Source organism: uncultured Bacteroides sp., assembly GCF_947632445.1.
GTDB lineage: Bacteria > Bacteroidota > Bacteroidia > Bacteroidales > Bacteroidaceae > Bacteroides.
On sequence record NZ_CANRPM010000066.1, the window covers coordinates 1 to 13,929 of the forward strand.

Annotated in this window: 11 protein-coding genes; 2 read left to right on the forward strand and 9 right to left on the reverse strand. The window is 51.2% G+C overall.

The annotated features are described in order from the left end of the window. Positions 1-179 precede the first annotated feature (179 nt). The 3 genes from Q0Z70_RS11135 to Q0Z70_RS11145 form a co-directional block, all read right to left on the reverse strand. Positions 180-1,406, reverse strand: coding sequence for an acyloxyacyl hydrolase (locus tag Q0Z70_RS11135; RefSeq protein ID WP_298074534.1), 1,227 nt, complete (start codon positions 1,404-1,406; stop codon positions 180-182). Between the two features lie 12 nt (positions 1,407-1,418). After that, positions 1,419-2,258, reverse strand: a complete 840-nt coding sequence (locus Q0Z70_RS11140; protein ID WP_298074536.1) for a DUF6261 family protein — start codon at positions 2,256-2,258, stop codon at positions 1,419-1,421. A gap of 513 nt (positions 2,259-2,771) precedes the next feature. After that, positions 2,772-4,577, reverse strand: coding sequence for a long-chain fatty acid--CoA ligase (locus Q0Z70_RS11145; protein ID WP_298074538.1), 1,806 nt, complete (start codon positions 4,575-4,577; stop codon positions 2,772-2,774). Between the two features lie 158 nt (positions 4,578-4,735). On the opposite strand from Q0Z70_RS11145, the gene Q0Z70_RS11150 reads away from it, so the two are divergent. Then, positions 4,736-5,806 carry a M20 family metallo-hydrolase gene (locus Q0Z70_RS11150; protein ID WP_298074540.1) on the forward strand — a complete coding sequence of 357 codons (1,071 nt, stop codon included), beginning with the start codon at positions 4,736-4,738 and terminating at the stop codon, positions 5,804-5,806. Positions 5,807-5,812: 6 nt separating this feature from the next. Here the strand turns inward: Q0Z70_RS11150 and Q0Z70_RS11155 are convergent, their stop codons facing one another. From Q0Z70_RS11155 to dut, 4 genes are all read right to left on the reverse strand, one after another. Continuing rightward, positions 5,813-7,105, reverse strand: coding sequence for a peptidoglycan DD-metalloendopeptidase family protein (locus tag Q0Z70_RS11155; RefSeq protein ID WP_298074542.1), 1,293 nt, complete (start codon positions 7,103-7,105; stop codon positions 5,813-5,815). Next, complete coding sequence (locus Q0Z70_RS11160) at positions 7,102-7,689, reverse strand: DUF4292 domain-containing protein (protein ID WP_298074544.1); 588 nt, start codon at positions 7,687-7,689, stop codon at positions 7,102-7,104. Before Q0Z70_RS11160 ends, Q0Z70_RS11155 begins: the two co-directional genes overlap by 4 nt. A 7-nt stretch (positions 7,690-7,696) precedes the next feature. Continuing rightward, positions 7,697-9,379, reverse strand: a complete 1,683-nt coding sequence (locus Q0Z70_RS11165) for a tetratricopeptide repeat protein (RefSeq protein ID WP_298074545.1) — start codon at positions 9,377-9,379, stop codon at positions 7,697-7,699. 138 nt (positions 9,380-9,517) lie between these two features. After that, positions 9,518-9,949 (reverse strand): dUTP diphosphatase, encoded by a 432-nt coding sequence (dut, locus tag Q0Z70_RS11170; RefSeq protein ID WP_298074553.1) that lies wholly within the window; start codon positions 9,947-9,949, stop codon positions 9,518-9,520. Between the two features lie 141 nt (positions 9,950-10,090). Between dut and Q0Z70_RS11175 the strand changes: the two genes are divergently transcribed. After that, positions 10,091-11,422, forward strand: a complete 1,332-nt coding sequence (locus tag Q0Z70_RS11175; RefSeq protein ID WP_298074547.1) for a deoxyguanosinetriphosphate triphosphohydrolase — start codon at positions 10,091-10,093, stop codon at positions 11,420-11,422. Between the two features lie 12 nt (positions 11,423-11,434). Here Q0Z70_RS11175 and Q0Z70_RS11180 read toward each other — a convergent pair whose 3' ends face one another. Beyond that, positions 11,435-12,403, reverse strand: coding sequence for a GNAT family N-acetyltransferase (locus Q0Z70_RS11180; protein ID WP_298074549.1), 969 nt, complete (start codon positions 12,401-12,403; stop codon positions 11,435-11,437). Between the two features lie 35 nt (positions 12,404-12,438). Then, entirely contained in the window at positions 12,439-13,260 is an 822-nt protein-coding gene (locus Q0Z70_RS11185; protein WP_298074551.1) for a 1-acyl-sn-glycerol-3-phosphate acyltransferase, read from the reverse strand. Positions 13,261-13,929 lie beyond the last annotated feature (669 nt).

Sequence of the window (13,929 nt, forward strand, 5' to 3'; positions counted from 1 at the left end):
ATGCTCATGAAACGTCATCAACGCATCGCACCTCTGTTCTCTGACGATTTTTGGGTGACACGTTGACGAAGTCAGGAGATATTTTCGGATATTAAAAGGGGGCGCTACCGCTGAGCGGTTAGTTGTCGATGTGAAATTGGCGGCTAACCGCTCTTTTTTATGCCTGCCGGAGATGGAAATCAGGACTTTCCGAAGCGAAAGCCCATTCCCAGCATCAGATTATTGGGATCGCTGAAGTCGCGGAGCTGGTAGCCGATGTGGAGGAAGAGGCGCGGCGTGAGAAAGGTCTTCAGCACAAGGATTTGGTAGAGCCCGTGCGTTTCTTCGCCTTTTCGGATGAAATTACTGCCCACGCCGAAGTTGACGGAGAAAATCGGCATCGTAAGCTCGGCGCGGAGGGAGAAGCCGGCTATTACCTGTTCGCGGAAGGGAGGGCGATAGAATTGCAGGTCTTCTCCTTCGGTGCCTTCGACGTGATACTTCCTCAGATTGACGCTTTCGTCGTATTTTGCATCGAGCGAGAAGCCGGCGCGGAAATATTTATTTACGAAATACATCGGGTTGACGTTAATGCCGCCTATCCCATACGAGCCGGGGAGAAGCGCGGGCTCATCGTCTATTATAATGCCTCGTCTTCGGGTGGCGCCATAGAGAACGACGTCGCAGCCAATCCGCCGAAGGAGCGACAAGGGCTTGGCGGGCTGAAGGGAAGATGCGGAAGGCACGGCCGGCTCGTCGCCGAAGGTATGCGAAGCGCCGAAACGCACGCCGACGGTGTTGACACCTACATTCGGAAAATTCGTGTTGCCGTTCGAGAAGTGCGTCAGGTCGACGCCAAAGGAAAGGCGCCAATTCGGGAGCGGCAACACTTCCATATAAAAATAAGTGTTGATGTAGGCGTTGATGCGCGATCCGACAACGTCATTCATGGGATTCGTCTCGAAGTCGTGCTTTTTCCAATGGAAAGAGGCGCCGAAATTCCATTCATAGTTCAAGGTCAAACGGCGGGAGAGCCGCGCAATGGGCGCGCCCTGAAATACATATACGGAAACGGGCGCGCCGAGTTCTTTCCCCGTATCGAATTTTGTGAAGCCCACGCCCACGCCCTGATAGGTGTTCGGATAAAGCCGACCTAACCGCGAAGCGGGCGCGAAGCGATAATAATATTTGAAATGCCACGTCAGGGCACTGTTCACGTGATGTCCTTCCATGTTATGGCCGCAGAAGAAGTCATCGTTGTGAATGGTATATGCGGGACTGAAGTCGCAGCCGATGCCGTGCCTCGGCCGATTGGAAAGGGTGTCGCCGGATGGTTGCGCCTGCGGCTTCGCCCCCGCCGCAAAAAGCGACAGGAGCGTTGCCAGCAGACGGGCTAACAAAGTGTATCTTAAGGTCGGAGCGGGCATTCGGCCAATCGGTTAAGCCTCTTCGTCGGCCGGAACGTCTCCTTCCGTATCTTCATCTTCGGGAACGGAGGCCTTAGAGCGCTGTTTGTAAGCCGTGCGCATCTGCGCGAAGAGGTAGTTTGTCTCACGGATAAATGTCGAGGCCTCGTCCGAGGGTTGGAGCAGGCTGCTCGCATTTGCCAGGGCGCACATATCGTCGAGCAAGTCCTGTGCCTGAACGGCAAGGGTCTTCGCAACGGGCAATCCGGTTCTTGCAGACCGTTCTTTGTCGCGCTGGGCGACGAGGCGGGAATACAGTTCGTTCAAACGCTCAAGCTCGTCGATATAGGGCTTCAGGCCGAGCGAAGCTATGTCCTCCGCGTGCTCCTCCTTTTCCAAATCCACGATAAGCCCCCTTATGACCTCCGTCTCCTGTCCCGCAGGCAGGGAAGTCACCGCGGCATACGGACGGACAATCGGCTCAAGCCGGCGAGCCGCCTCGCGCTCTGCGGCAAGGGGAAGGCGGTTGAAATTGACGACGCGGCGCACGACGTAGTTGGCTGCCACATCGCGATTGGCCTCGCACTGCTGCATTTCGGGCGTATCGGTCGCGGAAGTATTCTGCATCGTCTGTTCCGTCATCTGTTTGATAACGGATTCCATCTGCGCAACCTGCTCCGCGCTTATGTTAAGTTTGGAAATGCCCTCCGCCGATGCGAGGAGAGGAGAAGCACCTTCATCGTCGTCGTCACCGCCTCCGCTGCCCGGAGTGTAACTTGGAAGGAGCGACATGAAGCGTTTGAGGAGGTTCAGGCGTTCTGCCTTGTTCAGTTTCAGGATAGACATCGTGTCTATCAAAGCGAAATTTCCCATTTTCTTGTATAATTTAAGTTTAACAATTTCAAAAAATACGCGTTCCGACCGGAGCGACGCCTTTTTCATTCCGTTAACACTTCGTTCCGGTCTCAGCGTCGGTTTTCCATTTTCAGAAAATGCACATTTCCGTCGGAATTTGGCCTTTTCCATTTCGGAAAATGGAATTTCCATGCGGAATTTTGCCTTTTCGGTTTTGGAAAATGCAATTTCCATGCGGAAATCGGCCTTTTCGGTTTTGAAAAGTGGAATTTCCATGTGGAAATCGGGCTTTTCCATTTCAAAATGTGCAATTTCCATGCGGAAATCGGTGTTTTCCATTTTAAAAAGGGGAATTTCCAATCGGAAATCGGTCTTTCCCATTTTAAAAAGGGGAATTTCCATGCGGAAATCGGACTTTTCCATTTCGGAAAGTGGAATTTCCATGTGGAAATCGACTTTGCAAAGTTAGGGAAATAAAAATTCCCTCCAAACTTTTTTCAAACTTTTTTTTAAAAATTATCGCGCAGTCTGCTATTCCTTGTACATATTTTCGATAATGTCGGCGTAGTTTGCGGCGATGACATTCCGTCGCAGCTTCAGCGTGTTCGTCAGTTCGCCGCGCTCCATGCTGAACGGCGAGGGCAGGAGCGTGAAGCGCTTCACCTGTTCGTAATGGGCAAACTGCTGCTGAAGCGTGTCGATGCGAAACCGGTAGAAGGCAAGCACGGCGTCGTTTGCGACCAGCTCTTCGCGACTGGAAAAGGCGATGCCCTGCGTGCGCGCGAAGTTTTCCAAAAGGTCGAAGGCGGGCACGATGAGCGCGGTGACAAATTTGCGCCGGTCGGCGATGATGGCGACGCTGTCGATGTATCGGTCGACTATAAATTTGGTCTCCAAGGCCTGCGGGGAGATATATTTTCCGTTGGAAGTCTTGAACAAGTCCTTGATGCGCTCTTTCAGATACAGGGTTCGGCCCTCCAGGCGTCCCGCGTCGCCTGTGTGAAACCAGCCTTCGGCGTCGATGGCTTCGGACGTGGAAACAGGTTTGCGATAGTAGCCGCGCATGATGGTCTTGCCCCTCAAAAGAATTTCATCGTCGCGCCCGATTTTCACCTCCAAATCCGGCATGATTTCTCCCACCGAGCCGATGACAAATCCCGTTTTCGGAAAACAGGAAACGGTCGCGGTGGACTCCGTAAGCCCATATCCGACTATCATATTGATGCCTAAGGCATAAACGAACTCGCAAATTTCGTCGGAAACCGCCGCTCCGGCCGTAGGGAACAGTCGCCCGCGTTCGATTCCGATGGTTTTCTTGACGAGGGCATAAACCGTTTTCTCATAGAACTTGTAACGGAGTCGGAGGGCCAAAGGCGGAGTTTTCCCCTGCGCGATGAACCCTAAATTGTGCTCTTTGCCGATGCGGATGGCGTCGAGCAGCATGGCCTTGCGCAATCCCGTTTCTTCCGCAAGCCGCTCCTGCACGGCCTGATAAACTTTTTCCCAAAATCGCGGCACGCTGCACATGACGGTAGGCCGCACTTCGCGAATGGTGGTCTGGATGTCTTGGGGACGCCTGTTGATACAGATTTCGACGCCGCGCTCGATGCACACGTAGGTCCAGCCGCGCTCGAAGACGTGCGTCAGGGGGAGAAAGCACATGGAGACATCGGAATCGGTGATTTGCGGCAGGCGAAGGCGGTGTATGCGAAAGGCTTCGAGGTAATTCGCGTGATGCAGCATCACGCCCTTCGGTTCTCCCGTCGTGCCGGACGTGTAGAGGATATTCGCAAGGTCGTCGGGCGAGGCGCACTTCGCGCGCGCGTCTACTATATTATAAGAAGGCTCGCGCACGGCGCGCTCCAGGAATTCGTCAAAATAGACAGAGGCCGTGTCGCGCGCGTCGCGAATGACATCCCGGTCAAAGATGACGAGGCAGCGGAGCGACCTGCACAAAGCGAAAATGCGGAAGGCGGTGTCGTACTGGTATTGTCCGCCGACGAAAAGGAAGCGAATCTGCGCGTCGTCGACAATGTACTGTACCTGAGTCATCGCGCTCGTGTCGTACAGCGGAACCGTAACGGCACGGTTGGCATACGCCGCGAAATCGACGTAGAGACATTCGGGTTTGTTCGGCGAGAAGATGCCGACGTTTTCCTGTTCTTCTATACCCGCCGCCGCCATTGCGCCCGCCGTCTGCCGGACGAGGGAGGCGAAGCGCGTCCACGATACGGGCTTCCACGTGCGGGTTTCGTCGTCGCGGTAGCGGAGCGCGGTCTTTTCTCCGTATTTTTCGGCCTGTCGGTGGATGAGTTCGGCTAAATGAATTTGTGCCATACGAAATTGATTGGGTTAATCTGACACAAAGATACGGTTTTTATCGGAATAAGGGCTTGGACAGGCGATTTTTCTTTCAAATATCCGTCGCGCGCCGTGCGCTTTCTGCAAATTAATCCGTAAGTTTGCGGCACGATTAACGCCAAACGATTTTGAAGATGAAATTCGACCTTTCCACCCTTAGCGCCGAGGCGGTCAGCCTGCTTTGCCGGCTCATCGAAATCCCTTCGTTCAGCCGGGACGAAACACTCGCCGCCGACTTCTTGCAGCAATATATCGAACAGCAGGGCATGGAGTGCGGACGGCGCGGCAACAATCTGTGGTGCCTAAGCCCCGGCTTCGACCTGAAACGGCCCACGCTGCTTCTCAATTCGCATCTCGACACCGTGAAACCCGTCTCCGGCTGGCAGAAAGACCCGTTCAAACCCCTTATCGAGGCCAACGGGAAACTCTACGGGCTTGGCAGCAACGACGCGGGGGCAAGTCTGGTCAGCCTGCTGCAAGTTTTTCTTGCGCTCTGCCGGACGAAACAGGAATACAACCTGATTTACCTTGCGTCGTGCGAAGAAGAAGTGTCGGGCAGCGGGGGCATCGAGTGCGCGCTCTCCCAGCTTCCGCCCATCCGCTTCGCAATCGTCGGCGAGCCTACCGAAATGCAGCCGGCCATCGCGGAGAAGGGGCTGATGGTTTTGGATGTCACGGCGGAGGGGCGCTCCGGTCACGCCGCCCGCGACGAAGGCGACAATGCCATCTACAAGGTGCTCGACGATATTTCCTGGTTCAAAAACTACCGCTTCGACCGTGTTTCGCCCCTTCTCGGTCCGGTAAAGATGAGCGTGACGATGATCAACGCCGGTACGCAACACAATGTCGTTCCCGACCGCTGTAGCTTCGTCGTCGACATCCGCAGCAACGAGTGCTACACCAATAGCGAAGTGTTTCAGATTGTCAGCAGCCACATCCGCTGCCGCGCGCAGGCCCGGTCGTTCCGTCTTGGGTCATCGCACGTTGCGCGCAGCCATCCGATGGTTCAACGGGCGGTTTCGCTGGGGCGCGTCCCCTTCGGCTCTCCGACATTGTCCGACCAGGCGCTCATGCCCTTTCCGTCAATGAAAATAGGGCCCGGCAAGAGCTCCCGCTCGCATACGGCAGACGAATTTGTGTTCGTTCGCGAGGTAGAGGAGGCTGTCGGACTTTATTTAGAGCTGTTGGACGGCGCCGCGCTGTGATTTCCGTCAGCGGTCGAGCCAGGGTTCGGGGTTGAGCTTCTCTTTTTCTTTCCGAAGCTGGAAGTGGAGGACGGTGCGCCCCCCGTCTGCTTTGTCGGAGAAGATGGGCCCGAGCGGCTGCCCCGTTTTCACGTTGTCTTCGGGCTTCACCGCGCTCGCGGAGAGATTGCAATAGACGGAAATGTACGCTCCGTGCCGCACGAGTATATTGAAAAGTCCGTTCAGGCGGAATACGGCCGCCACCTTCCCGTCGAAAACTGCGCGAGCCTGCGCTCCGGGCTTCGCCTGTATATCTATGCCTTTGTTATCGAGCTTTACGCCCCGAAGCCCCGGAACCGAATATTCGCCAAAGCGGCTGACGATGATATACGGGCCTGTCACGGGTACGGGAAGCCTCCCTACGTTCCCCGCGAAGCTTCCCGAAAGTTCGCGATCGGCCTTGTTCATCGTGTAGGCCTCTATCGGTTTTGCTTTTGGGGCGGCGGAGGGCTTGTCTTCCGTTTTTTCGTTTGGTTTTCTGCCGGCTGAGGCCTCATTGCGGGCTTCCGCTTCTGCTCTTTTGCGGGCCTTCTCGATTTCTTCGGCAATCAGTTTGTCGATGCGCGCGTTCAGGCGGTTGGCCTCCTTTTTCTTTTTGCTGATCTCGGCCTGGAGGCCTCGTTGCTTCTTCCGCAGATTGTTCACGAGGGCTTTCTGCTCTTTTTCCTGCCTTTCGAGGGTGGATTTCTCGTCTTCGCGCTCCTTCAGCAGGCTTTCCTTAGCTTTGCGAGCCTCGTTCAGCTCGGCGCGCTTGTTGTTGATTTGTTTCTGCTTCTTCTGGATCTCTTCGCCCTGCATCCGCTGAAAGGTGGAATACTCGCGCACGTAGCGCAGGCGTCGGTACGTTTGCTCCAGGGTCTGCGCAGAGAAAATGAACAGCAGCTTGTCCTGAATGGTGCGGTTACGGTAGAGGTAGTCGACAGACGCGGCGTAATTCGCCTTTTTCTCTTTCAGTTCCTTCTGCAGCAAGTTGAGTTGCCGCTCCAACGCGGTCAGTTCGCGATCTATGGCCTCCATGTTGTTGTTTATGGCCAGAATGTAGCGTCTCCGTTCCTCAATCTGTCCCGTCAGCGCCGCCAATCCCTTCAACTGACTTCCCACATTCCTGGTGGTGGTCTGCAACAGGCTTTCCGACTCGGCAATCTGCTTCTGCAGGGTGCCGCGCTTGCTTTCCAGTTCCTCGATGAGCTTGTTCGACTGGGCCTTCAAAGGCAGCAGCAGACAAAGGCATCCCGCCAACGCACACAAGAACCGCTTCATAGGCGCATCAGCATTTCAAGGAGTTCGTGAAGTTCCACCTTTTGGTATCGGGAGGAGAGCTGCGTCGGAGGCAGGCTGAAAGGCTTGGTGGAGAAGTCTGTCAACTCTATTCTGCCTTTCTCCAACGACGGAATGCCCAGCTCACTGCCGGTCAGCGTGTTTTTGCCTCCGGGACGCGCCGCCGCATAGAGTAACTTCTCCAGCTGTTGGAAAGTGGCTTTCTTGGGGAGCATGTCTTTCAGTTCCCGGCGTGAGGCCTGCACGTATCGCTTGCCCATGCGGTCTACTAAAATCACTTCATCGGGGGTGATGTCGATGCGGGCCACTTCGGAGCGCAATATCGGCATGAGGAAGGAAAGTTGCATCCGTTCGCCGTTCTTCAGCTTCATGGTGCCGTTGACGGTCAGAACCGCCTCTTTGGTAGGGACGGTTAGGACTACTTTGGACGAGAGATAGCCGGTTTCGTCCGTTTTGCTCCCTGCTTGACGGGAAGTTCGACAACCGGCCAGGCCGATCAGCAGAGCCGTCAGCCACAACAGCCCTATAAACGGCCGGGTACGGAAGGCATTTTCTGTTTTCATCATTTTTCATTCAGTTTTTTTCGGGTTCGCGGATGTATTTCCGTTGCTTTATCTTTTGTTTCAGTGTTTCCGAGCTGCCGCCCATATCGAGTGCCTGCTGCCAGTACTTCACAGCCTGTTCTACTTCGTTCACCATATAATAAATGTCGCCGCAGTGTTCCACTACTTCGGCACTCTTCTCTTCGTCGCTTTTCATGGCCTGGTCGATGTACAGACGGGCTTGTGCATAATTTCCTTTCTCGAACAGAATCCAGGCATACGTGTCCAGATAAGTAGCGTTCTGCGGTTCGGCTTTCACCGTCTTGTAACTCATCTCTTCTGCCTTGTCCAGATTTTTGCGCTCCAGGGAAAGATAGTAAGCATAGTTGTTCAATGCTCCGATGTTGTTGGGGTTATAGACCAAGGCTGAATCGTAGGCGGCATAAGCCTCTTCGTCCCTGTCTTGTGTATGCAGGATATCGCCGATGATGGCATAAAAGTCGGATACGACTTCTTTTTTACTGTCTTTAGTGACGTGTGTCAGTGCTTTTTGACAGATTGCAAGTGCATCGTCTGCCCGCTCGGCTTGGTTGTAGGCGATGGCCAGGTAAAAATAGAATTCCAACATGTCGGGGTTGGCTTCAACTCCGGCTTCACACAAACGGATGATTTCCGGGTAATTTTCGCCACGGACGGCTTCGCCCAGCAGCGTCATGCGGGCTGCCGTATTGGCCGGATCAATGTCGAGTACTTTGTTGAGCACAGGAACAGACTCTTTGTTCATACCTTTTGACGCAAGGTACTGGGCGTATAGCATCGGCATGTCGGCGTCGTCGGATTCCTGTTCCATGATGCGGTCGAACAAGGTTATGATGCGGGTGCTGTCCTGATGAGATAATTCGTTTCGCACAATCAGCCGGCGCATCACTTCCAGCTTGGTGGTCGGTTCTACTTTTCTATTCAGCAGAATGGTGTCGAGCTGCCGGTCGTAAAGTTCCTCCTGTCCGGTCTCGTTATAATAGGAAGCCATCGAATAAAGCGCCATTGCATTGTCCGGCTCTTCGGCCAATACCTTCTGATATAGCGCGTAGGCTTCTTCCAGTTTTCCATTGTCCAAATAGACGTCTCCCAATACCACTTGGTAGCGGAGGTCATTGGGATATTCGCTCACCAGGCTTTCTATTTCGCGAAATGCCTGTTTACGGTCATCTTGTTGCAGGTAGATACGGAACTTTTCCATACTGATCTGCTCGCTTTTGCCAAGCTTCTCTTCCAGTCGGTTAAGTAGTGTCAGTACTTTGTCGTATTTCTGCTGGCGGTTATAGATGTCCAGCAGATTGTAAATAGGTTCTATTTTGTCTGGAAAGCGTATTGTCATGTTTTCCAGCAATGTTGCAGCTTTTTCTGCGTTCTGCTGTTCACGTTCAAGATATAGGCTAACTAATCCTACTGCGTACCAATAGTTGTCTGGAGCATAATACACAGCCTTTTCCAGCGCAGTAACCGCTTGTTCTTTCTGATTCAGAGCCATGTAGCATTGGGAGAGTTCAAACAAGGCAGAAGGCGCATTGGGACGGATACGCAGACAATGCTGCAACAAGTCGAAGGCTGCATCGTATTTCTGCTGTGTCTTCATCCGTACAGCTTCCAGAAAGAAATAGTTATATTTACGATGGATAGCCGGGGACAAAGTATCTGTGATTATTGTTGGCATGTTTGCGGTTATCTTCGCCCCGTTTCCTTTGCGAACCATTCCGCATGACACCAACAAACATACAGCAAGAACTGTTCCCAGCCATTTGTTCAGTTTGTATTTCATCACTCGATTTATTCGTTTTCCATTTACAAACTTCTACATACCGGTATGTCCGAAACCGCCTGCACCGCGTTGTGTTTCATCCAATACTGCTACTTCTTTCAAAATGGCTTGCTCATGGCGGGCTATCACCATCTGCGCGATGCGTTCGCCGTCCTCAATAACGAATGGCTCGGCCGACAGATTGATTAGGATAACACATATTTCTCCCCGATAATCGGCATCTATTGTACCGGGAGAATTGAGTACCGTCACCCCTTTCTTCAAAGCCAATCCGCTGCGGGGGCGCACTTGTGCCTCGAAGCCGGGCGGAAGGGCAATATACAGCCCGGTAGGCACCAAACAACGCTGCATGGGGGCGAGCGTCATTGGTTCGGACAGGTTGGCACGCAAGTCCATGCCTGCCGACAGCTCGGTGGCATAGGCCGGAAGCGGATGCTTCGAACGGTTGATAATCTGTACTTTCAGCATATTCGGTATCGTCTAACTAATTTTATGTCTTATTTAACGGGCGAAAGTACGGATTTTGAAGCAAATAGTCATACATTTGCAGTTAAATATTAGTAACCGGATTTGTATTTTTGTCAAACGTCAAGCCTGTAAAAATCAATGATGAACTGGAATACCCTTTTGTCAGCCAAGCGTTTCGGACTGGAAGAATTTCATCAGGAACGTCACGAGAACCGCTCTGAATTTCAACGAGACTATGACCGTCTGGTCTTCTCGGCTCCTTTCCGCCGCTTACAGAACAAAACGCAGGTCTTTCCTCTGCCGGGCAGCATCTTCGTGCACAACCGATTGACGCACAGTTTGGAGGTATCATGTGTAGGACGCTCATTAGGGAACGACGTAGCTAAAGGAATCTTGGTTAGGGAACCGGATTTACAGCAAAGTTTCCTTCCAGAAATTGGTTCTATTGTTTCAGCCGCTTGTCTGGCTCACGATTTAGGTAATCCGCCGTTCGGACATTCGGGAGAACGGGCTATTTCTACTTTCTTCTCCGAAGGGAAAGGACTCATTTTAAAAGAAGAATTGACAGATGCACAATGGGAAGACTTCACCCACTTCGAAGGCAATGCCAACGCTTTTCGTCTGCTGACTCATCAGTTTGAGGGGCGGCGCTCCGGTGGGTTCGTGCTGACCTATTCTACCTTAGCCAGCATCGTGAAATATCCCTTTTCATCGAGTTTGGCCGGAAAGAAATCTAAATTCGGCTTCTTCATCAGCGAAGAGGGAAGTTTCCGCCGTATTGCTGAGGAGTTGGGTATGACGAAACTGAATGGACAACCGCTGAAATATGCTCGTCATCCATTGGTCTACTTGGTAGAAGCGGCCGACGATATCTGCTATCAGATGATGGACATTGAGGATGCGCATAAGCTGAAAATACTGACAACAGACGAAACCAAAAGCCTGCTTCTTTCTTACTTTGACGACGCCCGCAAGGCCCACATGGAACAAACGCTGAAGATTGTAAGTGATGTCAACGAACAGATTGCCTACCTGCGCTCCTGTGCCATCGGCTTGTTGATACGTGAGTGCACCCAAGCCTTCCTGGACAACGAAAAGCTGATATTGGCGGGTACGTTCGAGGGTGCATTGATTAAACACATCAGTCCTCTTCCCGCCTCTGCTTATCATCTTTGTTCCGAAGTATCGTTTGAAAAGATCTATCGTTCTCGCGATGTACTCGATATTGAGCTGGCCGGTTTTCGCATTATCGGCACGTTGCTGGAATTGATGACTGATGCTGTTTGCTCTCCTGAAAAAGCTTATTCCAAGTTGCTTATCAATCGGGTATCCAGTCAATATAATATAAAATCGCCCGTATTCTACGAAAGGATACAGGCGGTATTGGATTATATTTCGGGCATGACAGATGTCTTTGCCCTTGATCTTTATCGGAAAATCAACGGAAACAGTTTACCGGAAATCAGTTGATGCTTCGGATTCTTAGGATTTCTTGTTGAAAACGAAACGGCTCACGTCCTGTTCGTTTTCGACAAATGACTGGATGTGCCGAATGCGTTTTTCGGCTAAAATCTCATCAACTGCAATCAGGATACCTGTTTCTTCTACATCGCCAAATTCATAATTGATGGCGGTGCCGAACATGCGCATCGTGGGGCTCAGACTCATGTAGGCATTGACTAACGGAGGAATGTTGTAACCGAATTTTCGGATTTCTGTATTCAATATTTTGTAATCTTCTTTGAATGAATCTTTACAGAATAGTGCAGCCAAGTCTTTTTTGTCCGCTTCCAGTTTTAATGGCTCCATCGGAACAACTAAACCTTCTTTATCGCCAAAGTGCTTATGTAGGAAGTAGAGGATCATGTCACGCCCCAAACGATGGTAGCTGGGATACATGGTTACTTTACCGAAGAAATACTTTACGTTGGGCATTACAACAGTTAAGGCGCCCAGACCGTCCCAAAGATTGTCCAGGGCAAAGAGGCCTTTGCTGTCCGTGCGTGTGGACTGGTATTCCAAGGTGACGAACGAACGACCAAGTTCAATGGTCGTAGGTAAATATTCTTTCAAGAACTGTTCGGAGAAGTGGAACATGTGTGAGGTAGCCAGAATCGGAGCTCCCTGTTCGTCGAACCGAACGTCCGTTCCTAACAGATAGCGATACCCTCCCAATATTTCCTCGGCTTCCGGGTTCCATACGATCAGTTGTTTGTAAGGATTCTCCATGGTGTCGTACTCGTCTATGTCCATCGGCATACCGGTACCACCGCCGGCGGCTCGGAAAGCTATTTCTCGCAGCCTGCCAATTTCTCTCATCGTGTTAGGGGCTTCGTGTGCCGTGACGATGTATATCTGATTATGGCTGCGGTTGGTCATGCGCAAGCGCCTTTCTTCCGTCAACTCCGCTTTCAGCAGTTCCTTGTCTACCGGTGCTATAATCTCTTCCATACTCATACTTATTTTTTTCTATAAACTCAGTGTCCTTACAACTTATATACAATATCCTTTACATATTGTGCCCATTGCACGGGCGTTTTCGATTTGTCGAATGTTTGCCAGGGAATGGGTTTGCCGATAGTCACGGTAAAGGTCTTGTGTCGGTTCTTCAGCATTTCGTCTGCCAGATACAACCTAGCGATGTTGAACTTGATTCCCAAGAATTTGCACAGATTGGCCAGGTTATAGAAAAAGTTCGAGTTCCGTCCCTCGAAGTGAATGGGGACAACGTCGCGCTGGTGCTCCACACTTTTCACAATAAATGCCTTTTTCCAATCCAAATCGGCTATCATTCCGCCTTTCTGCCGACGTGAGCAAAGTCCAGCGGGAAACATGATCAGCTGATTGTCTGATGCAAAGCCGGCCTCTACCAACTTGGGGAAGTTTTTGGCTTGGCGGCCGGTCGTATTGATGGGGATGCAGAGGGGAGCTAATCCATGCAGGTTCATCAGTAGGTCGTTCACCAAATACTTTACTTTGCCGTTGTAGTGTCGGCCCAATATGTAACCCAAAGCAATACCGTCTTGCCCGCCCAACGGATGGTTGGAGACAAACGTGCACAAACGGTCGTTCGGCAGGTTTTCTCGGCCTTTTACCTCTATCTTGGCATCCAGAAACTCCAGGCAGGCTTCCAGAAAGTCGACTCCGACCTTATTTTTCGATTCACGCAAGAATACGTTCAGCTCGTCCTGGTGGACGATGTGTTTCAGATACGAAACGACGAAACACGGCACGTACTTCGCATGCTTCGGAGCTTTTTCCCGAAGAATTCTGTCAATGTCTATTAGAAACAAAGAGTCATCTGCCATCTTTATCCACATAAATAACTGCACAAATTTAACGCTTCTTTTTAATTCTGTGCAAGACTTTGACAGAAAATACACCTGAAAACTGACAAAATACACCTAAAATCTATCAATAAACAGATTCTTTCCCAAAGATTACCGGATTTCGGGTGATCAAATGCGCAAAGAGTCTGTATCATTGCAACAGTGAACAAAAGTACGACTTTAATCATTTTATAGTATGAACAATGTAACATTTAATGTGAGAACGTGAGTTCGATGAAATCAAACAATCCTACCCTATTTATTGCTATTTCCATTTGTATTTTCTTACTCCGCCACGCAGCACTTCTTGAAGTCCCGACACAGTGCTGCGTAAGGGTGTCATGCCGTGCTGTATGGGGAGGTGACGAAGCACTTCGTCAGGGGGTCAGCAAGCACGGCGTCAGGACGGAAGGATTTGTCCGTGAAGAAAAAAGGAAGAAAAACGGGGTTTTTGCACGGGTAAAACAGTCCTGTCAACAATATCGCTTCATTCTCAGCAAGTTACGGCGACGTTGACAGGAGCTGTACAAACTTTATGAAATACAATAAAAAATAGGCTGCCTTTAAAGGAAAGGTATTTTTTATTTTTTTTCGCGGAAATGTTTACCAACGACCCTGTCCTGTCAACAATATCCATTGATAATCAGG